At 71.4% G+C, this 23,598-nt stretch carries 5 protein-coding genes; all 5 read left to right on the plus strand.

The window, feature by feature from the left end:
- The first annotated feature begins 76 nt into the window (after positions 1-76).
- The 5 genes from kdgD (at position 77) to QTI20_RS15550 (ending at position 23,567) form a co-directional block, all read left to right on the plus strand.
- The gene (kdgD, locus tag QTI20_RS15530) at positions 77-988 is read left to right on the plus strand and encodes a 5-dehydro-4-deoxyglucarate dehydratase (protein ID WP_286552177.1); all 912 of its coding nucleotides are present in this window, start codon (positions 77-79) and stop codon (positions 986-988) included.
- A 42-nt stretch (positions 989-1,030) separates the two neighbouring features.
- Complete coding sequence (locus QTI20_RS15535) at positions 1,031-1,483, plus strand: nuclear transport factor 2 family protein (RefSeq protein WP_286552178.1); 453 nt, start codon at positions 1,031-1,033, stop codon at positions 1,481-1,483.
- The gene (gudD, locus tag QTI20_RS15540; protein WP_286552181.1) at positions 1,480-2,805 is read left to right on the plus strand and encodes a glucarate dehydratase; all 1,326 of its coding nucleotides are present in this window, start codon (positions 1,480-1,482) and stop codon (positions 2,803-2,805) included. The genes QTI20_RS15535 and gudD overlap by 4 nt, the downstream gene beginning before the upstream one ends.
- Positions 2,806-3,066: 261 nt before the next feature.
- Positions 3,067-21,894, plus strand: coding sequence for a leukotoxin LktA family filamentous adhesin (locus tag QTI20_RS15545; RefSeq protein ID WP_286552183.1), 18,828 nt, complete (start codon positions 3,067-3,069; stop codon positions 21,892-21,894).
- Positions 21,891-23,567 (plus strand): ShlB/FhaC/HecB family hemolysin secretion/activation protein, encoded by a 1,677-nt coding sequence (locus QTI20_RS15550; protein WP_286552184.1) that lies wholly within the window; start codon positions 21,891-21,893, stop codon positions 23,565-23,567. The genes QTI20_RS15545 and QTI20_RS15550 overlap by 4 nt, the downstream gene beginning before the upstream one ends.
- The last annotated feature ends 31 nt before the right edge of the window (positions 23,568-23,598 follow it).

Below are 23,598 nucleotides of genomic sequence, written 5' to 3' on the forward strand. Positions count from 1 at the left end.
GTTCCGCGGTTGTTCACGAACAGAGGCGTTGGCTTCTTCTTTTTTCTCTCATCAACTTTTTCTTCATGGTGCTTCGATGAACCCCCAAGAACTCAAATCCATCATGGGCTCCGGCCTGCTCTCGTTCCCGCTGACCGACTTTGACGCCAATGGCGACTTCCACAAGAAGGGTTACGAGAAGCGCCTCGAATGGCTGGCGCCCTATGGCGCGAGCGCGCTGTTCGCGGCCGGCGGCACGGGTGAATTCTTCTCGCTGACCGGCGACGAGTACCCGGGCATCGTGCAGACTGCGGTCGACACCTGCCGTGGCGTGGTGCCGATCATCGCGGGCGCGGGCGGCCCGACGCGTTTCGCGATCCAGTGCGCGCAGGCGGCCGAGAAGGCCGGCGCGCACGGCATCCTGCTGCTGCCGCACTACCTCACCGAGGCCGGCCAGGAAGGCCTGGCCGCGCATGTCGAAGCGGTGTGCAAGAGCGTGAAGTTCGGCGTGATCGTCTACAACCGCGCCACCAGCCGCCTCAAGCCCGAGACCCTGGCCGGCCTGGCCGAGCGCAACCCGAACCTGGTGGGCTTCAAGGACGGCGTGGGCGACATCGAGGCCATGGTCGCGATCTACCAGCGCATGGGCGACCGCTTCGCCTACCTGGGCGGCCTGCCCACGGCCGAGGTCTATGCCGCGGCCTACAAGGCGCTGGGCACGCCGGTGTATTCGTCGGCCGTCTTCAACTTCATCCCCAAGACCGCGATGGATTTCTACAAGGCCGTCGCCGCCGACGACCTGCCGACGCAGCACCACCTGCTCAAGACCTTCTTCATGCCTTACCTCGAGCTGCGCAACCGCGTGCCGGGCTATGCGGTGAGCATCGTCAAGGCCGGCGCGAAGATCGTGGGCCACGATGCGGGTCCGGTGCGCGCGCCGCTGACGGACCTGAAACCCGACGAGATCGAGATTCTCAAGGCCCTGATCGACAAGCTCGGCAAGCAGTAAGCAGCCGGTGCACGATCCGACAGAACAAGAACGGAGACAAGCATGCTGTTGAAAAAAGCCTTCCTCATGGCCGCGGCCTCGGTGGCATTGGCCGGCTGTGCCGGCCTGTCCTCCGGCGGCGGCGCGAGCGATGCACCGGCCGTGGCCGCCGCGGCCGAGAAGCTGCGCGTGGCCATGATCGACCCCACACCCGCGGCGCTCGATGCGCTGGTGGCCGAGGACCTGAGCTACGGCCATTCGGGCGGCAAGGTCGACACCAAGGCCAGCTTCATCGCCGACCTGATGAGCGGGGCCTCGGACTTCGTCACCATCGCGATCACCGAGCAGAGCGTCAGGGTGGCCGGCGATGCGGCGATCGTGCGGCACACGCTCACGGCCGACACCCTCGACGGGGGCAAGCCGGGCAAGGTCGCGATCAAGATCCTCCAGGTCTGGCAGAAGCAGGGCGGCGGCTGGAAGCTGCTGGCGCGCCAGGCGGTCAGGCCGCCGCAATGACGACCCCCGTCGTCACCGAGCTGCGCGTGGTGCCGGTGGCCGGCCACGACGGCATGCTCATGAACCTGAGCGGCGCGCACGGCCCCTTCTTCACGCGCAACCTGCTGATCCTGAAAGACAGCGCGGGCCGCACCGGCGTGGGCGAGGTGCCCGGCGGCGAGAAGATCCGCCAGACGCTGGAAGACGCGCGCGGCCTGATCGTGGGCCAGCCCATCGGCCGCCACAACGCGGTGCTCCATGCGATGCGCGCACGCTTCGCCGACCGCGACAGCGGCGGGCGCGGCACGCAGACCTTCGACCTGCGCGTCGCGATCCACGCGGTCACGGCGGCCGAAGCCGCGCTGCTCGACCTGCTGGGCCAGCACCTCGAGGTGCCGGTGGCGGCGCTGCTCGGCGAAGGTCAGCAGCGCGAGGCGGTGCAGATGCTGGGCTACCTGTTCTACGTCGGCGACCGCACGAAGACCGACCTGCCCTACCGCAGCGAGCCGGACGCCGACAACGACTGGTTCCGCCTGCGCCATGAAGAGGCCATGACGCCCGAGGCCATCGTGCGCCTGGCCGAGGCCAGCCATGCGCGCTACGGCTTCACCGACTTCAAGCTCAAGGGCGGCGTGCTGCGCGGCGAGGAGGAGGTCGAGGCGATCCGTGCGCTGCACGCGCGCTTCCCGCGGGCGCGCGTCACGCTCGACCCCAACGGCGGCTGGCTGCTGAAGGACGCGATCCGCCTCACGCGCGATCTGCACGGTGTGATGGCCTACGCCGAAGACCCCTGCGGCGCCGAAGGCGTGTTCTCGGGCCGCGAGGTGATGGCCGAGTTCCGCCGCGCCACCGGCCTGCCCACCGCCACCAACATGGTGGCCACCGACTGGCGCGAGATGGTCCACAGCCTGTCGCTGCAGTCGGTCGACATCCCGCTGGCCGACCCGCATTTCTGGACGATGCAGGGCTCGGTGCGCGTGGCCCAGCTGTGCCAGGCCTGGGGCCTGACCTGGGGTTCGCATTCGAACAACCACTTCGACGTCTCGCTCGCGATGTTCACCCACGTGGCGGCGGCGGCGCCGGGCCAGGTCACGGCCATCGACACCCACTGGATCTGGCAGGACGGCCAGCGCCTCACGAAGGCGCCGCTGCAGATCCAGGGCGGCTACGTGCAGGTGCCGCAGCAGGGCGGCCTGGGCGTGGAACTCGACATGGACGAAGTCGAGAAGGCGCACCGGCTGTACCTGCAGCACGGCCTGGGCGCGCGCGACGATGCGCTGGCCATGCAGTACCTGGTCCCGGGCTGGCGCTTCGACAACAAGCGGCCCTGTATGGTGCGCTGAGCTCCGCGCCGCTCGCAGGGGCCCCAAGCCCACGGTTTCGCAAGAGGCCGTGGGCTTTTTGGCGTTCGAAAGAGGCCGATTGTTGTAGTGCCACGCCAAATGCGGGGCCCGGATGGCCCGGATGCGTAACAACAGAAGCGCCCGGATTGTGCTTTTGTTAGAAAAAGGTTACATCTAGGGGATCTTTTTACCTTTGTTTCCGCGAAGGTAACGCTTGCTTTCGGCGCGGTCCGTCGGTCGTGCCTCCTGGAGACATCCCCCATGCACAGCCACTCGTCGATGAACCGCGTCTACCGTATTGTCTGGAACGAGGCGCTCAGCATGTGGGTGGCGGTGGCGGAAAACGCCAAGGGCCGCAGCAAGGGCGGCATCGGCCGCAAGCGCCTGGCCGCGCTGCTGGCCGCCACGCTGGGCAGCGCGGCCGGCGTGATGCCGCCGGCCATGGCGGGGCCGCTGGACGGCATCGTGATCGACGGGCGCACCAACACCCAGTTGAGCCAGCCCTCGGTCAATGCCGTCAACATCACGACCACCACGGTCAACGGCGGCAACGCCTTCAACTCCTTCAGCCGCTTCAGCGTGGACGCGGGGAACATCGCCAACCTGCATGTGCCCACGGGCGCGACCAACCTGATCAACATCGTGCGCGACGCGCGCACCGACATCAACGGCGTGCTCAACGGCATCAAGGACGGCCGCATCGGCGGCAACGTCTGGTTCGCCAACCCCTACGGCCTGGTGGTGGGCGCGGGCGGCGTGGTCAACGTGGGCTCGCTCAACGTGAGCACGCCCACCGCGGCCTTCGTGCAGGGCTTCTTCGGCGCCAACGGGCCGAATGCCAACTACGTGCAGCAGCTGCTCAACGGCACCGCGCCGCTCAATGCCGACGGCACGGTCTCGATCCTGGGGCGCGTCAACGCGATCAACGGCGTGGTGCTGAGCGCCGGCGCGATCAACGTGCGCGGCGCCATCTACAGCGGCGCGCGCTTCCTGGGCACCGCGCCCGACTTCAGCGACGTGGTCAACGCCAACGGGCTCTCGGTGGCCACGGGCATCGTCGAGCAGGAAGGCCGGATCCGGATCATCGCCACGCAGACCCAGGGCGGCAAGGCGGCGATCAACCTCGACGGCGCGCAGATGCTCGCGACCAGCATCGCGCTGTCGGCCAGCTCGACGCTGAATGACGCCTCGCTGGCCGTGACCAGCGGCCTGGCCAAGGCCGAAGCCGCGGCCACCATCGACATCCAGTCGAGCCAGCTGCGCACGGTCGAGAACCTCACGGCGCAGGCGACGACCACGGTCGCCACCTCCACCTTCACCACGCCGATCGCGGCCAGCGTGCAGCGCGTGGATGCGCGCGCCACGGTGAACGTGGGCGGCAGCAGCCAGCTCACGGTCGGCGGCGATGCGCTGCTGGGCGCCACCACCAGCGTGAGCACCAACGCCACGCCCACCTCGGCGCTGGCCAACAAGGCCGGCGATGCGGCCGTGGCGGTGTCCGACGTGACCAGCCTGGCCCAGGTGCGCGTGACCGACAGCACCACCGCCGCCGTGACCGGCAAGCTGGGCCTCGCGGCCGTCAACACCGTCAGCACCACCTCGGTGGCCGATGCCGCCGCCGCCGGCAACAACGCCGCAGGCGCCTCGGTGGCCGTGAGCGTGATCGACAGCACGACCTCGGCCGTGATCGACGGCCAGGCCGCCATCACCGCGGGCGCGCTCGACCTGTCGGCCGCCTCGCGCAACACCGCGACGGTCACGGCCAAGGCCGCGAGCCAGGGTGCCGAGAAGGACGACAGCGGCAGCAGCCAGGGCAGCCAGACGCTGGCCAAGTACAAGGACAACGCCAGCACCGCCGACAGCGCGCCGGGCGAGGGCATCAAGGTCGCGGGCGCGGTCGCGGTGAGCGACCTCGGCAGCCACACGCAGGCGCTGCTGGCCTCGGGCCAGGCCGCCAAGGTCGCGGGCGCGGTCGGACTGCGCAGCGAAGAAGGCAACACCGTGGTGGTCGGCGCCGACAGCAGCGCCACGAACAGCGCCACCGGCGTGGCCGCCGCGGTGGCGATCAACCTCGCGCAACTCAGCAACGAGGCCGCGATCGCGCAGACGCTGCAGGCCGGCAGCGTGGCCGCCAGCGCCTCGATGGCGGCTGCGGCGCCGGTCAACAGCTTCACCACGACGGCCGTGTCCGGCGCGGGTGCGAGCAACGTCGGCGTGGCCGGCGCGCTGGCCGTGAACGCCATCGACAGCGCCACCATCGCCGCCTTGCGCGACGGCGCCAACGTCACGCTCACCGGTGCGGCCGGCGACGTGGCGCTGACGGCGCGCAACGCCAGCGCGAGCACGGCCCAGGCCACGCCCGCGGCGGGCGGGGCGAGCGGCGACAAGGTCGGCATCGGCGCCTCGGTGGCGGTCAACGTGACGGGCACGCGCACGCTGGCCCAGCTGGCCGATGGTGCGCAACTGCAGGGCGCGCGCGACGTGGCGCTCGACGCGGGCGGCACGCATGCGGTGACGACCGAAGCCGAAGCCGGCTCCGAAGGCGGCATCTCGATCACGCCCTCGGTCGCGGTCTCGATCGCCAACAACACGACGCAGGCCAGCCTGGGCGCGAGCAGCAAGTTGCCGCTGGCATTGAGCGGCGACCTGCTGCTGAACGCCGCGCAATCGGGCACGACCCGGACCACGGCCAAGGGCAGCGCGGTCGGCGGCAAGGCCGCGATCGGCGCGGCCGTGGCGGTGGCGCTGGTCGACGACCTGGTCGAAGCCACGACGGCGCGCGCGATCGTCGCGGACGGCGCCTCGGGCGCGGGCAAGGGCCAGGTCACGTTCAAGGCCCAGGGCGCGTCCGCGAGCGAGGTCTCGGCCACGGCCAGCGCGAGCGGCGGCCACAAGGCCGACGACGCCGGCGCGGCCGGTGGCGGCGAGGACGCGAGCGTCGACGACAAGATCGGCAAGCAGCTGGCGCTGGGCCAAAACAAGCAGTCGGCCAACAAGGTGGGCGACAGCAAGCAGCAGGCTTCCACCGGCAACGCCGTGCAGGCGCAGAAGGGCGGCCAGGCCTCGGCCAGCACCAGCGAAGGCAAGATCTCGGTGGCCGCGGCCGTCGGCGTCAACCTGCAGAATTCGACCGTGCGCGCCGAGGTGCCGGTCGACGTGACATCGGCGGGCGCGCTGACGCTTTCCGCCTCGAACAACACCGACGCCAAGGTCGTGAGCGACGGCAGCGCGCTGCCCCAGGCCGATGCCGATGGCAAGACCGCAGGCAGCACCACGCAGGTCGGCATCGGCGCCGCGGTGTCGGTCAACAAGGCGGCGTCGGTGGCCGACGCGATCGTCGGCGGCACGGCGGTGATCCGCTCCAACGGGCTCTCGCTGTCGGCCGGCATGACCGACGTGGCGGGCGACACCACCCACACCGTGCAGACCGAGGCGGCATCGGGCGCGGGCGGCAGCAAGGTCGGCATCGCCGGCTCGCTGGCGCTGAACCTGGTCGACACGCGCAGTGAAGCGCTGGTGCGCAGCGGCGCCAACGTCGATGCGGGCACGGGCGCGGTGGCGCTGGCGGCCGAGAACAACACCGACATCACGGCCAAGGCCGCACCGGTGGACAAGGGCGCGAGCGGCGGCAAGGTCGGCATCGGCGCCTCGGTGGCGGTGAACATCACCGGCAACCAGAGCACGGCCGAGATCGCCGACGGCGCGACGCTGAACGGCAGCGGCGCGGTGTCTCTGGACGCCAAGGCCGCGCACAAGGCCGCGACCACGGCCGAGGCCGGATCGTCGGGCGGCGTGGCGATCACGCCCGCGCTCGCGCTGGCGATGCTCAACAACACCACCAGCGCGCGCCTGGGCACGGGCGCGGCGCTGCAGAACGCCGGCGCGGTCAGCGTCTCGGCCACGCAAAGCAACGTCACGGCCACTGCGTCCAAGGGCAGTGCCGTGGGCGAGAGCGCGGCCATCGGCGCGGCGGTCGGCATCGCGCTGGTCAACGATGTGACCAGTGCCACCACCGAGCGCGACATCCTCGACGCGACTGGCGACGTGCGCTTCAAGGCCACGGCCTCGTCCGAGCACACGACCACGGCCACCGCCAGTTCCAAGGGCGGCAAGTCCGACGACGAAGCCGGCAAGACCGGTGCCGACGGCAAGAAGGTCGAGGACGCCACGGTCGACGACAAGGTCGACAACCAGCTCGCCTACGGCAAGACCCAGCAGACCCAGGCCAATGTCGGCAGCGCGAAGCAGCAGACGGCCACCGGCAACGCGGCCGGCGGCAAGGCCTCGGCCTCGTCGAGCGAAGGCAAGGTGTCGGTGGCGGCGGCGGTGGCGGTCAACGTGATCGACGCGAACACCACGGCCTCGGTGGCCGCGAACCGCACCGTGTCGACCACGGGCGCCTTCGAACTGGCCGCCAGCGGCCAGACCGACGCCAGCGCCAAGTCCGACGGCACGGCGGTCGGCAAGACCGCGCAGGTGGGCATCGGCGCGGCGGCCTCGGTCAACCAGGTGAAGTCGGCCACGCTGGCCGGCATCGGCAACGACGCGACGGTGCGGGCCCAGGGCATCGCGGTCGGCGCCACCATGACCGACGTGGCGGGCGACCGCCAGCACGACATCGAGGCCAAGGCCGAATCGGGCGCGGGCGGCAGCAAGGTCGGCATCGCGGCCTCGCTGGCGCTCAACCTCGCCAACACCTCGAGCCAGGCGCTGGTGGGCGAGCGCGCCACGCTGCAGGCGGGTGGCGGCGACGTGTCGCTCACCGCCGAAGACCGCGTGAAGGCCGTGGCCCAGGCGCTGCCGACCACCACCGGCGGCGCCTCGGGCGGCAGCGTGGGCGTGGGCGTCTCGGTGGCCCTCAACCTGATCGATGCGGCCGCGGTGGCGCGCCTGGGCACCAACGCGGGACTGACGGGTGCGCGCGACCTCGACGTCGCGGCCACCACGGCCGTCGACAGCGACACCCAGGCCACCTCGGGCGCGGCCGGCGGCAAACTGGCCTTCGATGCGGCCGTGGCCGTGACCACGCTCAACCAGCGCACGCAGGCGCTGATCCAGTCCGGCGCGGGCATCGCGGCCAGCGGCGACGTGGCGCTGCAGGCCACCAGCAGCGGCACCCACACCGCCACCGCCAAGGGCGAGGCCAAGTCCGGCACCGCCGCGATCGGCGCGGCCGCGGGCGTGATCACCAGCAACAGCCAGACCCAGGCCGTGCTCGACCGCGACCTGTCCGCTGGCGGCAAGCTCGCGCTTGCGGCCAGCGCCACGCGCGCCTACACGGCCGACGCCACGGCCAGCGCGGGCGGCTCGCAGGCCTCGAAGACCTACGACGACAACAAGGCGCAGGCCGACAGCGCGACCAGCAGCAAGACGCTCGCCAACAACCAGAACGGCCAGACCAACCAGGGCACGCAGGGCGGCGGCAAGGTCGCGATCGCGGCGGCCGTGGGCGTGAACGTGCTCGACGACGACGTGCAGGCGGCCGTGACCGGCGGCCGCACGCTGGCCGCGGGCGGCGCCATGAGCGTGGCCGCGAACAACGACAGCAACTTCAGTGCGCGCGGCGCGGGCGATGCGGTCGATGCCAAGACCCAGGTCGGCGTGGCCGTGGGCGTGGGCATCAGCATCGCCAACAACAGCACCGAGGCCTCCCTGGCCGACAACACGCACATCACCAAGGTGGGCGACCTGTCGGTCACCGCCGCTTCGACGCAGAACACCTCGCCCGCCTTCGCCCGCAAGCTCGCGGCCGAAGGCGTGGCCGGCGCCGGCGCCAGCAAGGTCGGCGTGGCCGGGGCCTTCGCGGTCGCGGTGTCGAACGCGCAGACGCTGGCCTCGATCGGCGCCAACGCGCGCATCGACCAGGCCGGCAACATCCGGCTCGACGCGACCAACACCAGCCTGCTGGGCGCCAAGGCCTGGGCCGCGGCCAAGGCCGGCACCGTGGGCGTGGGCGCCTCGGTGGCCACCGTGGTCTCGAACAACCAGTACAAGGCCACGCTGGGCGACAACGCGCAGGTCGACGCGGCCAGCCTGTCGCTCAACGCGCAGAACCTGAAGGTCAGCACGCCCGGCGTGTCGCTGCAGGTCGCGGGCGTGGACGACATCAAGAACCTGCCCGACCGCCTCACCAGCGGCCCGCTGATCGGCGGCACCAACTACTACACCGAGGCCGTGTCCGGCGCGGCCGGCGACAACGTCTCGGTGGCCGGCGCCTTCGCGGTCAACGTGTTCACCGACACCACCGAGGTCGCGATCGGCAACGGCGCCAAGGTGGTGACCACCGGCGAGGTCGCGCTGACCAGCCTCAACGACACCGGCGCCACCTCGCTGGCCGCGGCGGCCTCGCTGGGCGGCAAGGTCGGCGTGGGCGTGTCGAGCGCGGTGGTCTCGAGCCACAACGACACCAGCGCCCACATCGGCACCGGGGCCGACGTGAAGGGCGCGGGCGGCATCCGCCTGGGCGCGACGAACCTGCAGGACGTGAACCTGATCGGCTTCAGCGGCGCGGCCGGCGGCAACGTGGCCGTGGCCGGCGTGGCCAACGTGCTGACCACCAAGAACACGGCACAGGCGTACATCGCCGACTCGGCGGCGACCAAAGTGCAGACCGGCGGCAATCTCTCGCTCGATGCGAAGAACGCGCTGTCGGTGTTCGACATCGTGAGCGGCGTGGCGGTGGGCGGCTCGGTCGGCGTGGGCGTGGCCGCGGCCGTGCACACGATCGAGAACGAGACCCGCGCCTTCGTCGGCAAGGGCGTGCAGGCCCGCGTCGACGGCGCGGCCCGCGTCGCGGCCGCGGCATCGGAAGACCTCAAGACCTTCGCCGTCGGCGCCGCGGGTGCGGGCTCGGTCGCGGTGGGCGGCTCGGCCATCGTCAACGTGCTCAACGCGCAGACCCAGGCCTACCTGGGCGACGGCGTGCAGCTCAACAAGGGCGCGACGCCCGGCCAGCAGAGCGTGGCCGTGTCCGCGAGCGACGACACCACGGTGTTCGACGTGGTGGCGGGCGCGGGCGGCGGCGGCTCGGTCGGCGGCGGTGCCGCGGGCGACGTGGGCGTGCTGTCGAAGACCACGCAGGCCTGGATCGGCGGCAACGCCTGGGTCGAGGCCGGCCAGAACCTCACGGTCAAGGCCAATTCGCAGGAGGACCTGCGCCTGAGCAGCATCGGCTTCGGCGCCGGCGGTTCGGCCGGCCTGGCCGGCTCGGCCGCGGTCTTCACGCTCAAGACCGACACCGAGGCGCGCGTCGGCGACGGCGCCACGCTGCGCGCGCGCGGCAACGCGCTGGTGGCGGCCGACGGCCGCACCGTCGTCGACCTGATCGCGGGCAGCGCGGCGGCCGGCGGCTCGGCCGCGGTGGGCGCGGCAGCCGGCGTGGTGGTGCTCGACAAGACCACGCTGGCGCGCATCGGCGAGAACGCCAACGTGCAGGCGCTGGGCTACGGCACCGCGCTGCAGGCGGCCACCGGCCACTACGACATCGCCTACGGCGGCGCGATCACCGGAGACGGCCGCGTGACCAAGGGCGGCCTGGCGCCGACCGACGCCCAGGGCAACGCCATCGGCGGGCGCGACGCCTTCAAGGCGCTCACGCAGCAGCGCAGCGCCACCGCGCGCACCGAGGCCCTGCAGGGCCTGGGCGTGACGGCCACCAACAGCGACAGCGTCAAGGCCTATGCGGTCACGGGCGCGGGCGCGGGCGCCGCGGCGATCACCCTGGGCGCCAACGTGTCCACCGTCGACACCGACACGCGCGCGCAGATCGGCGCCGGCGCGAAGATCAACCAGACCGCCGACGTGGCCGACGCCGCGCAATCGGTGCGCGTCGCGGCCGGCAACGAGCAGTTCCACCTGGGCCTGGCCGGTGCGGCCTCGGGCGCGGGCGCGGTGGCCGTGGGTGCGGGCGCCGACGTGTTCGTGAGCCAGAACACCACCCAGGCGGCCATCGCCTCGGGCGCGCAGGTCCAGGCCGCGCGCGACGTGCAGGTGCTGGCCGAGGGCCAGACGCAGGTGCTCGACATGGGCGTGGGCCTGTCGGCCGCCGGCACGGTCGCGGTGGCGGGCTCGGTGGCGGTGGTGTCCATCGCCAACACCACGCAGGCGCTGGTGGGCGCGGGCACGACCCGCATCGACGCGGGCGGCAACGTGCGCGTGGCGGCACGCGACGACACCCAGACCAACATGGTCGCGGGCGCGGCGGCGGCGGGCGTCGGCGCGGCCGGCGTGGGCGCGGCCGTGGGCGTGAGCAGCCTCACCAAGACCACCCAGGCCGGCATCGGCGACGGCGCGACGGTGAACGCGCTGGGCAAGGGCACCGGCAACGACATGACGGCCTTCAGCGGCCGCGACGAAGACGCGACCATCGCCGATGCGCGTGGCGTGCAGGTGCAGGCCACCTCCTCGGAAGACCTGTTCACCGTGGTCGCCAGCGGCGCGGCCGGGCTCTATGCGGGCATCTCGGGCGCGATCTCGGTCGAGTCGGTGCGCTCCGACACCCAGGCCTCGATCGGCAACGACGCGAAGATCAACCAGGCCAACGCCGGCGCCAACGCCGCGCAGGACGTGAACGTCAGCGCGCGCAACCAGCTGCGCTCGCAGGTGGTCACCGGCTCGCTGGCGCTGGGCGCCGGCGCGCTGGCCGGCGCGGTGGACGTGGGCACGGTGAACAACCGCACCACGGCCTCGATCGGCAGCAGCGCGAAGGTGACGGCCGCGCGCGACATCGGCGTCAACGCGCTGAGCCGCCAGGACTACACGACCACGGTGGTCAGCGGCGCGGGCGGCCTGGTGGGCCTGGCCGGCGGCATCGCGGTCTACGGCATCGGCGAGGCGCTGAGCCAGGACGCGACCGACCAGCTCTCGCACGCGGGCAACCCGCGCAACGTGAACCAGGAAGCCGATGCGCAGGCCAGCGACGGCACGGTGGGCCGCATGCTGGCCGCATCGGACGACGCGCGCACCCGCGACATCGCGGCCACCGCGCAGAGCAAGCGCTCGGCCGTGAGCATCTCTTCTTCGCTGAGCGCGCCGCAGCCCGCGGGCAATGCGGCGCAGGTAGGCGACGGCGCGGTGCTCGTGGCCGGCCGCGACGTGGGCGTGAACGCGCACGGCACGCTGGACTTCGGCATGAAGACCGGCGCGGTGTCGGTCGGCGCGCTGGGCCTCGGCGCCGGCGTGGGCATCGCCAACTTCCAGCTCGCCAACCAGGCGCTGGTGGGCAACAACGTGACGGTCAGCGCGGGCGGCGACCTGCGCGTGACGGCCTCGCTGGCCGAGAGCGCGCAGGCGCTGGGCTTCGCGGGCACCGGCGGCGTGGTCGCGCTCAACGCGGCCTACGCGAGCCTGGCCGACGACAGCGTGACCCGCGCGGCCATCGGCAACAACGTCACCATCCACAAGGCCGACGAGGTGCTGGTGAACGCCACCGACACGCGTTCGCTCGATGCCGAAGCCTATGGCGCGAGCGTCGGTGCCTACGTGGCCGGCGCATCGATCGCCAGCAGCGCCATCGACGGCTCGACGAGTGCGTCGATCGGCAGCGGCGCGCAGATCGGCGCAGCCACCGGCGACGCGGTGCGGGCATTGACGGTCGAGGCGGCATCGGACGTGCAGGCCCAGAGCCATGCGGTGGCGGCAGCCGCCGGCCTGGGCCTGGCGCTGAGCGGCTCGGTCGCGACGGCCAAGGCCACGCCCGAAGTCAGCGCCTTCGTCAGCGGCGGCGACATCCGCCTGGCCGAGGACGCGCGCATCGCGGCCACGGGCAAGACCCGCGCGCAGGCCGAATCGCTGGGCGTGAACCTGAGCTTCACGGCCGCCGCGGGCGCCGCGGTGGCCACGGCCGAGGCGGTCTCGCGCGTCGACGCCTACCTGGGCAGCGGCACGCAGCTGAGCGGGCGCAACCTCACGGTCTCGGCATCGCAGCAGCTCGCGGGCAGCGGACCGAACGTGTCGGCCAACGCCACCGGCGCCTCGGGCGCGCTGTTCGCCGGCCTCACCGCGACCTCGGCCCATGCCGACACCGACAGCCGCGTCAACAGCCGCGTGGGCGACGGCAGCACGCTCACGCTGACCGGCACGGCGGCGGTGAACGCGCTCAACAACACGCGCCAGCAGGCCGATGCCTCGGGCTTCGCGGGCGGCATCGTGGCGGCGGGCTTCAACGACGCGCGCGCCACCTCGAACACGGTGACGCAGGCCGCGCTGGGCGACAACGTCCAGGTCGCGGCCCCGGTCGCCAACACCACGCTGATGGCGCAGCTCGCGCTCAGCGCCGACGGCACCGACACCAACCGCGCCAACGCCATCTCGGGCAGCGGCGGCCTGATCGCGGGCTCGGCCGCGACCGCCACCACCGCCGGCACCAGCCTCACGCAGGCCACCACCGGCAGCGGCGACGGCTCGCACCGCATCGCGGCGAAGAAGGTCTCGCTCGATGCGCGCCACACCACCGACTACAACGCCACCGTCAACAGCGTCAACGCCTCGGTGGTGGGCGCCAGCGGCGCCAAGGCGGCGAACACGGTGAACAGCACGGTCACGGCCGCGATCGGCGACAACGGCGTGGTCTCGGCCAACGAGATCAAGCTCAGCGCCAGCAACAGCAGCCGCAAGGACTGGATCGGTTCCAGCAACGGCGACACGGCAGGCTTCAACGTCGACTCGGGTTCGGGCGGCGTGATCGACCTGCCGGCGGCCTCGAGCCAGACCGACATCTCGCACATCACCACCGCCGCGATCGGCGCCGGTGCCAAGGTGCATGCGCTGCTGCCTTCGGCCGGCACCGCGCGGCTGGACATGGACGCCTTCAACGACATCGTGGCGCGCGACAAGGTGCGGCTCGATTCGGGCGGCCTGATCTCGGTGGCGCGTTCGGTCTCGAACGTGAACGTGAACCGCGCCGATGCCACCGTCTCCTTCGGCGACGGTTCGAGCGTGACCAGCGACAACGGCGACATCAATGCCGGCGCGCACGCCACCGTGGCGCTCGACGCGCGGGCCCAGGCCAACGTCTACGGCCTGGCGGGCGCGCCTTCGGGCCGCGCCTACGCGGTCTACAACGGCAACAACCAGGCCATCGTGGGCACCAACGCGCTGCTGCGCGCCGACGACGGCTCGGTGATGCTCTCGGGCGGCCAGGGCTACGACGGCACGCGCACGCGCATCGACGCCAACGCGGCGGTCAACCTCTGGAACAAGACCGCGATCCCGATCACCACCGACCCCGATGCGCAGGCCAACGTGAACAGCAATGCGCGCGTGAGCCTGGCCACCGGCAGCAAGGTCGAGTCGGCCGAGGACATCGCGCTGTATGCCGACAAGGGCATCGTCAGCGTCAATGCCAAGGGCATCGGCAAGGATCTCTACCGCGAAGCGCTGGCCGCCATCGCGAGCGGCATCAGCAACCTGTTCGGCGGCGGCGACGTGTCCTTCGACGTGATCGGCGGCTCGACCCGCTCGACCGGCAGCGCCGTGGTGCATGTCGACGGCATCGCCATGACCGGCATCAACCGCCGCGCCTCGCTGACCTTCGAGATCGAGCTCATCGACGCGGCGGGCAACCCGGTCTCGGCACCGGTGTATGCCAAGGTCTTCCAGACCAACGACCTGGGCCAGTTCGTGGACGCGGCCGGCAACCCGACCACCGATCCGGCGAAGTACGTGGAGGTCGGCAAGCAGGTGCTGTGGCGCATGAAGTCGACCGCGAGCAAGGGCGTGACCTACTCGGTCGAGCTGGGCAAGGGCATCGGCGCCGACATCCAGGAGCGCATCATGAAGCTGCGCAGCCTGATGTCGCAGTACGCGTCCGACGAGGTGGCGCGCGGCGCCTACCAGGCCGAGATCAACTTCCTGATGTTCAAGCTGGTCGAGCTCGGCCTGGCCAGCGGCGCGACCAACCCCGACGGCACGATCAAGCTCGACCCGGCCACGGGCCAGCCGCTGATCAACCCGGGCCAGTGGAACAACCCGAGCCCGCGCCAGATCGCCGAGACGCAGATCAAGCAGTACCAGATGCAGCTGATGAGCGAGACCGGCAAGGCGACCGGCAGCGGCCAGCTGATCCAGGCCACGACCACCGCGGCCATCGGCTCGGCCACGCAGATCGGCACCAGCGCCGGCAGCATCGTCACCGACACCGGCACGCTGGCCACGACCAACGCCGGCATCGACACCCAGCTCAAGTCGCTGGCGAACTTCAGCGCCGGCAACGCCACCTACGTGGCGACGCAGGCGCTGATCGGCGACAACGCGACGCAGCTGGCGGCGATCCAGCAGAACCGCACGCTGAACACGAACGCGCTGACGACCATCGCGCAGAAGAACACGGTCATCGACGGGCTGCTGGGCGAGATCGGCGGGCTGCGCACCGACATGCAGGCCCTGGCCTACGGCTCGGCCGCCTACATGGCCAAGCAGGCCGAGATCGACACCCGCCAGGCCAGCATCCTGGCCCGGGCCGGCGAGATCAAGACGCTGCTGACCAGCGTGTCGACGCAGAGCGCGGCCATCGATGCCGCCTCGACCAAGATCGCGAGCAACAACGCCACCATCAGCGCCAACCAGGCGGCGCTGGCCACCGCGTTCAAGAAGAGCGACGGCAGCCAGGACGGCGTGGTCACGGCGATCAACACCGCGCGCAGCAATGCGGATGCGGCGCGCAACGGCATCGCCAGCGCCGCGGTCACCATCGACACCGAGGCCGGCAAGTTCGCCAACGCCACCACCGGTTACGTGCAGGTGGTGAACCAGACCGCCACCGCGCTCGACACCTCGATCGGCCAGAAGACCAGCGCCGCCACCAACCTGGTGCAGCTCAACAGCACGCTGGGCCAGCAGTCGACCACGCCGGCCAACGGGCCGATCGCGGACTTCATCACGGTCAACGACATCAAGGTCAAGCTGGGCAACATCCGCACCTCGGGCGACGTGCTCGAAGGCACGGGCCAGCTCAACGCGCCGGGCGATGCGCAGATCGACATCGTCAACAACACGCCCAACTTCCTCAAGCTCAAGAACCTGACGGTGAACAGCGACGACGGCGGCACGGTGCGCTTCAACGGCGTGCTGGTCAACTCGGGCGCGGACATCAACGCCATCAACAGCACCGGCACGGGCGCGAGCGCGCTGCAGGTGCTGACGCGCGACACCAGCGCCGCGCCCAAGCCGGCGATCAACATCACCAGCACCTACGACGCGAACGCGGCCGGCGCCACCGTGCTGGCACCGGCGCCGAACATCGAGCTGGCGGGCGACATCAGCAACCTGCGCGGCTCGGTCACGGTGAAGAGCGCCGCGGGCAGCATCCTGTCGAACGGCAGCATCCGCGCCGGCACGGTGGACATCAAGGCCGACAACGGCGACTTCGTGCAGAGCTACGTGGACAACTTCTTCCACGTGGGCGGCGACCCGGCCTCGATCAAGGACAACGGCACGCCGCTGGGCGGCGGCATCGTGGCCAACGGCAGCGTGTTCCTGAGCGCGCGCTACCTCAACATCAACAGCCTGGTGCAGAGCGGCATCCAGGACTGGAAGATCGACCTGCCGGCGGCGCCCAAGCTCACCGGCACGGCCAGCTTCTTCGGCCTGTCGCAGACCTCGCTGGACAACGCCGTCACGGCCTACAACAACGCCACCGGCGCGGCCAAGGATGCGCTGCGCTACACCACCTACACGGTGGCGGCGGGCGTCGTGACCTACGACGCGCTGCTCAAGCGGCTCGAGGTCGGCATGGACTTCGCCAAGGCCGACCGCCACACCGCCGACTGGGCCACGCGCACGGCCGTCTCCGGCGGGCTGTACCAGCTGGTGTCGGACTACGGCAACATCGGCGCCAGCTACGACGTGGTGAACAACCGCTTCGAGCTCGACGGCACGCAGGTCAGCGGCGGCTACATCCAGGTGTACGGCCAGATCATGAACACCTCGACCAACGGCGCGGGCACGCTGCGCGCGCTCGACGGCTACGGCCAGATCCTGGTCAACAACCCGACCGGCCTGTCGGTGGTGATCAACAGGCTCGACACCGGCAAGGACAGCACCGGCACCGGCCGCGGCATCGCCGGGATCATCGACATCACCGACATCCAGGGCATCGGCAACGGCAGCCAGCTGACCAAGACCCACACGGTCTACAAGCGCGAGAACGGCGTGGTCACGCGCAACGACGTGGTCGACACGCTGGCCACCAGTGGCCGCGCGACCACCTACGCGCCGCAGACCGGCCTGCGCTACGCCTGGACCACGGGCACCGACAACTCGACCATCAGCTACTGGCACTACAAGGGCGCGCAGTTCTTCGGCTCGTCGAGTCTGCGCACCGGCCCGACCGGCGAGGTGGTCAGCCAGTCCGGCCCCTTCATCCTCGACAGCTACCGGCTGGACAACGGCACCTACCTGTACACCGACACGGGCAAGACCGGGACCCCGTACACCCAGAACTCACAGACCCACAAGACCGGCGATTCGCTGTGGGTCAAGACCGACGAGTGGTCGACCTGCAACTGGTGGACGCTGTGCATCGCGGGCAACTACCACCAGAAGTTCACCGAGACCACGCCGACCACGACCATCACGACCAAGACGCTCACCGCCGACAACAAGATCAACATCGAGTTCAGCGGCTATGACCAGGGCAAGGTCACGGTCAACTCGGCGGCCGACGTGCTGCTCAAGGGGGAGATCCGCAACAGCAGCGGCACCACCACCGTCAACGCCGGCAGCGGCGTGACGCCGGTGGCCGGCGTGTCGACGGCCGACCGTTCGATCGTGCAGCTCAACGACACGGCGCTGGTGACCGGCAAAGACATCGTGCTCAACGCCACCGGCACCGTGGGCGGCACGCTCAACGCCGATCCGGCGCGCGCGATCGCGGTGGCGGTCAACGGCGGCCAGCTGGATGCGGCGGCCGCGCAGGGCAACGTCAACGTCGAGCAGACCGTGGGCGCGCTGCGCGTGGGCAAGGTGACGGCCGGCGGCAGCGCGCTCGACGGCAAGGGCCGCGTCACGCTGCGCTCCGACGGCAGCATCGTGGCGGCCAACGGCGCCACCTCGCTGATCCAGGGCGACCGGGTCGACCTCACCTCGCAGAACGGCGCCATCGGCGGCATCGCGGCGCCGCTCAAGGTCAACGTCGGCTACAGCGACGACATTTCCAAGCGCGGCCTGTTCGGCCTCCGGGCTTCGGCCCAGGGCGACATCGGCATCGAGACGCAGGCCTGGTCGGGCAACACCGCCGGCCACCTGCTGGTCGACACGGTGGTGTCCACCGGCGGCGACGTGCTGCTCAAGGCGCCGGGCCGGATCATCGACAACAACCCGATCGAGTCGGTCGACACCCGCACCTGGAACGAGCTGCTGGCCTTCTGGGATGCATCGGGCCTGCGCGCCGGCACGGCCGAGAACGCCGCCAACCAGACGCAGGCCATGAAGTCCTACGAGCAGGGCCTGACGCAGGAATACAAGCTGTACTGGCAGATCCGCAGCACGCAGCCCGATGCCAGCGCCTACGACCCGGCCTTCAAGTACCAGGCCTCGGCGGCCGAACGGCAGGGCCTGACCGTGGCCGGCCAGACGCCGCAGCAGAGCGCCGCGGCCATCGCCGCCTTCGAGGCCGAGCGCACCGCGAGCTACCACGCGCTCAACGAGAAGGTGGGCGGCTTCAGCGCCAGCTACGACAGCGGCTTCCGCTACCAGGCCAGCACCGCCGAGCGCGACGCGATCCTGGCCAAGTCCTCGTGGACCGACCGCGAGCTGGGCATCTCGATCAGCGCGGGCCTGCTCAAGGACGTGACCAACACCAACCCGGTGGTCAAGAGCGCCAACGTGTCGGGCCGCAACGTGACGCTGCAGGCGGGCATCGCCATCGGCGAGACCAAGGGCGCGGTGGTGGTGCCGACCAACATCGATCCGCGCAACCTGACCGACGAGATGAAGGTGGCGCTGGCCTCGGCCGAACGCTCTGACATCGTGGTGACCGACAGCGCCATCACGGTGCTGCGCCGCGCGCCGGTGAACTTCAGCGCGCTCGATGCCTTCAACGCCTCGGTCACGGCCGCGCCGGTGGCCGGCACCGACATCGGCTCGGCCTTCCTGGCCTCGATGGGCAGCGCGCGCCTGGGCAGCATCGACGTGACGGGCGAGACGCGCATCAAGGTGCGCGGCTCGATCACCAACGCGCTGCCGACCTCGGGCCCGCTGCAGACCGGCAACCTGGTGCTCGAGGCGGCCTACGGCGGCATCGGCTACGTGCCGGGCGACGGCGTGAACGCCGGCCAGTCGCAGCCCTTGCGGCTCAAGCTGCGCGACGGTGCCACGCTGACCGCGCGCGCCTCGGACAACATCGAGATCGAGGAGGAGGGCGACCTCAACCTCGATACCGTGTTCTCGCGCCAGACCGCCAAGCTCACGGCCGAGGGCTCGATCCTCGACGCGATCGGCGACACCGGCCTCAACGTGCTGGCCAACAACATCGACCTGAGCGCGCGCAACGGCAACATCGGCGCGGCCGGCGCGGGCGCGCTGGACGTGGGCGTGACCGGCACCACGGGCCGCATCACGGCCCAGGCCGCGCAGGACATCCACCTGAACGGCCCGCGCGGTCGCTACCTGAACTTCGGCGACGTCACGGCCGGCGGCAGCGCCAGCCTTTCGGGCGACGCGGACCTGCGCCTTGCGGGCGCGGTGCAGGCGGCCGGCGCGGTCGACCTGAGCGCGGGGCTGACGCTGGCCATGGCCGCCACGTCGTCGGTGCGCTCGACGGCGTCGAACCTGAAGCTCTCGGCCGGCGAACTCACGATGGCCGACGGCGCCACGCTGCGCGGCGACGTGGGCACGGTGCGCATCGACACGCTGACCGACGCCACCATCACCGGCATCTCGACCGGCAACGGCACGGTCGACGCGGTGCGCATCAAGGCCGGCGGCGACGTGCGCGACGGCGGCGACACGCGGCTGGACATCGTGGCCGACGCCGCACCCGCGGCCGGCGTGACCATCGAAGCCGGTGGCGACATCGGCAAGGGCAACGCGCTGGAAATGCGCCTGCGCCACCTCGACGCCAAGGCCGGCGGCAGCGCCGACTTCGCGGTGAGCGGCGACGTGGTGGTGGGCCAGCTCACCAGCGTCGACCACGCGACGCTGACGGCCACGGGCCACATCGCCACCACCGCGGTCGAGAGCACGCTGGGTGGCGTGACGCTGGTGTCCACCGGCGGCAACGTCGATGCGGGCCGCACCGTCGCCTTCGGCGATGTGCGGCTGCAGGCCGATGCGGGCCAGCTCCAGGCCGGCGTCACGCAGGCCGGCGGCCAGGTGGCGCTGGTCGCCACCGCGGGCTCGGTACAGGCCACCGACACCACGGCCGGCGGGCGCATCGACGTCACGGCCGCGCGGGACATCGCGTTGGGCACGGCCAGTGCAGGCGGCGACATCGTGCTGGCCGCGGGCCGCGCGCTGACGGCGGGCACGCTGGCCAGCACCGCGGGCGACATCCGCGCCCGCGCCGCCACCGGCGACCTGCGCACGGGCCGCACCACCAGCACGGCCGGCAACGTGACGCTGGTGGCCGATGCGGGCGACGTGGCCGCGGGCAGTACGCAGGCCGGCGGCAACGTCGCGCTGATCGCCAGCGCGGGCTCGGTGCAGGCCGACGCCACCACCGCGGGCGGGCGCCTCGAGGCCACGGCCGCGCGCGACATCGCACTGACCACGGCCGCGGCCGGCGGCGACATCGGCCTGGCCGCGGGCCGCCACCTGGCGGCCACCACGCTGTCCAGCCTGGCCGGCGATATCCGCGCGAGCGCCGCCACCGGCGACCTGCGCACGGGCCGCACCACCGCCTCGGTCGGCAATGTGACGTTCACCGCCAACGCTGGCGATGTGGTCGCGGGCACCACGCAAGCCGGTGGCGACGTGGACATGAGCGCCGCGGCAGGCTCGGTGCAGGCCGACGCCACCACGGCCGGCGGCCGCATCGGCATCGCGGCGGCGCAGGACATCGGCGTGAACCGCGCAAAGGCCGGTGGCGACATCGTGCTGGCCGCGGGCCGCGACCTGCAGGCCACGACCCTGGCCAGCACCGGCGGCGGCATCCAGGCCACCACGGGACGCGACCTGACGATCGGCAACGCGAGCGCGCAGCGCGACATCGTGCTGGATGCGGGCCGCCACCTGACGGCCGGCACGCTCGCCAGCACCCAGGGCAGCGTGATCGCGAAGGCGCGCACCGGCAACCTGCGCATCGGCACGCTGGACGCGGCGCTCGACGGCGTGCTCAGCGCGCCGCAGGGCGAGGTGGCGGTGCAGCGCGTCAAGGCGGGCCGCGACTTCACGCTCGAGGCACGCCACGACGTGGACGTGCGCGAGGGCTCGGCGGGCGGCACCTTCACGCTGTCGTCGACCGGCGGCAACGCCACGGCCGGCACGCTCACGGCCGATGCGGTCGTGATGCGCGCACAGGGCCGCGTGGCGGCCGACCGCCTCCACGTGGTCTCGCTGTTCGACCTGGCCGGCGACCGCGTGAACGCCAACGTCTACGGCGGTGCCAAGCCCGTGAAGGGCACGGTCACCGGCTTCAACGGCGGCACCGCGAGCGATGTGGTGCTGGCGCTGTCGGGCCAGGGCGGCTTCGCGATCGACCGCTTCAAGGCGCGCACCGCCACCGTCACCAACCCGGTCGGCCCGCTCGCCATCGACAGCATGCTGGTGGTGGACCGCGCGACCGTGACCAACCCGCAGACCCATGTGGTGATCGACCAGCACGACCGCAGCATCCAGCCGGGTGCCGACGTGCAGATCTTCTCCTTCGGCGCGCCTTTCAGCTTCTCGCTGTACGACAACCACGCGTTCACCGACGCGTTCGTGATCTACCGCAGCCCCGAGCACGACCAGATCGCCGACATGGGCCTGAACCGCAGCGCGGTCGAGTTCAGCGAGCTGGCGCTGTCGGTGGCGCGCAAGCGCGAAGACCCCACGCTCGAGGCCCGCCAGGGCACCGAGGGGCAGGACCTCCGCCCGGTGCGCTATTCGGGCGTGCCGGTGAAACTGGACGGCGACTGCAGCAAGAACATTGTTCCGGAGTGCACACGATGATTCGTTTTTCCGTCACGGCCCTGGCGGCCCTGGCCGTTGTCCAGGCCGCCGCCCAGTCCGTGCCTGTCCCGCCCCTGGTGCTGCCGCCGGCAGCCGATGCGGGCGCGCTGCAGCAGCGCCAGATCGAGTCGGAGCAGCGCCGGCGCGAGGCCGAGCGCGAACTGCAGCAGCCCGCGCAGCCGCTGATCCGGCCGGCCGCGCCGACCACGCCCGCGCCGCTCACCGGCAGCGGCGTGCGCGTGGCGGTCAAGGAGATCCGCTTCTCGCCGTCGGAGATCCTGGCCGCGCCCGCGCTGGAGGCCATCGCCGCCGACTACCGCGGCCGGCAGGTCACGCTGGCCGAGCTGCAGCAATTGGCCGACCGCGTGAACGCGCTCTACAAGGAGAAGGGCGTGGTCACCGCGCTGGCCACGATCCCGCAGCAGGACGTGACCGCGGGCGTGATCGAGGTGCGCCTGGTCGAGGGCCGCGTGGGCAAGGTGGTGATCGAGGGCAATGCCTCGACCAGCGCCGAGTTCATCACGCCGCGCCTGGGCCTGCAGGCCGGCCAGCTGGTCGACCTCGACAAGCTCGAGCAGGGCCTGGTCTGGTTCAACCGCACCAACGACGTTCGGCTGCAGGCCGACCTGCTGCCCGGCGAAAACTTCGGCACCACCGACCTGCGCGTGGCCGTGATCGAGCCGCCCAAGCACGAGCTGCTGGCCACGGTCGACAACATGGGCAGCAAGCTCACCGGCGAATGGCGCGCCGGCCTGTCGTACCGCAACCGCAGCCTGCTGGGCTGGCGCGACGAGGTCTCGCTGTCGTACACGCGCGCCCGCGGCCAGGACAGCCGCGCCGCCAGCTACGCGATCCCGATCAACCGCTACGGCGGCCGGCTCAGCCTGGGCTTCTACGAGGACCGCACGGCCATCAAGTACGGCGCGCTGTCCAGCCTCAACATCACCGGCAACTCGCGCGCGCACGTGCTGTCGCTGCGCCAGCCGGTGTGGATCGACGCCAGCTCGCAATGGGACGTGGTGGCGGGCACCAAGCGGCGCATCAGCAGCAACTACATCGACGACGTGTTCCTGCAGCGCACCGACAGCAAGGACCGCAGCCTGGGCATGGAGTGGCAGTGGGCCGCCGACACCAGTTCGGTCACCGCCAGCTACATCAAGTACTGGACCGATGCCACGGTGCTGTTCGAGCGCATCAAGTACCAGGTCGACCGCGCCTCGGTGCGCTACAACCAGGGCCTCGCGCCCGGTTTCTCGCTGCGCACCAGCCTGGGCGGCCAGTGGGCGCGCGACAAGAACCTGCCCTCGGGCGAGCAGTTCTTCCTGGGCGGCGAGGGCAGCGTGCGCGGCTACCCGGTGGGCGCGTTCTCGGGCGATGAAGGCTATGCGCTCAACGTCGAGCTGCACCATCCGCTGGTCAACACCACGCTGGGCTCGCAGACCGTCGCCGCCACCGGCTTCTTCTTCGTCGACCACGGCCGCACCTCGCCCTACCGCCCGCCGGCCTCGCTGCTGGCGCCGAGCGAGAAGCTCACCGGCATCGGCTGGGGCCTGAACGCCGCCATCGGCAAGCGCACCAGCCTGCGCATGACGCTGGGCTACGGCCTGGACGACGTGCCGCAGACCCATCGCAACTACCAGGTGACGGTGCAACTGATCTCCAGCCTGCTGTGATCCGGCCCCGGTGCCGTGCGCGGCACGCATC

The organism is Variovorax sp. J2P1-31 (assembly GCF_030317215.1).
Lineage (GTDB): Bacteria > Pseudomonadota > Gammaproteobacteria > Burkholderiales > Burkholderiaceae_C > Variovorax.

What these genes read in the sequence shown, in the direction of transcription:
- kdgD (WP_286552177.1), top strand. Translation starts at nt 77, where the DNA reads ATGAACCCCCAAGAACTCAAATCCATCATGGGCTCCGGCCTGCTCTCG.
- gudD (WP_286552181.1), top strand. Translation starts at nt 1,480, where the DNA reads ATGACGACCCCCGTCGTCACCGAGCTGCGCGTGGTGCCGGTGGCCGGC.
- QTI20_RS15545 (WP_286552183.1), top strand. Translation starts at nt 3,067, where the DNA reads ATGCACAGCCACTCGTCGATGAACCGCGTCTACCGTATTGTCTGGAAC.
- QTI20_RS15550 (WP_286552184.1), top strand. Translation starts at nt 21,891, where the DNA reads ATGATTCGTTTTTCCGTCACGGCCCTGGCGGCCCTGGCCGTTGTCCAG.
- QTI20_RS15535 (WP_286552178.1), top strand. Translation starts at nt 1,031, where the DNA reads ATGCTGTTGAAAAAAGCCTTCCTCATGGCCGCGGCCTCGGTGGCATTG.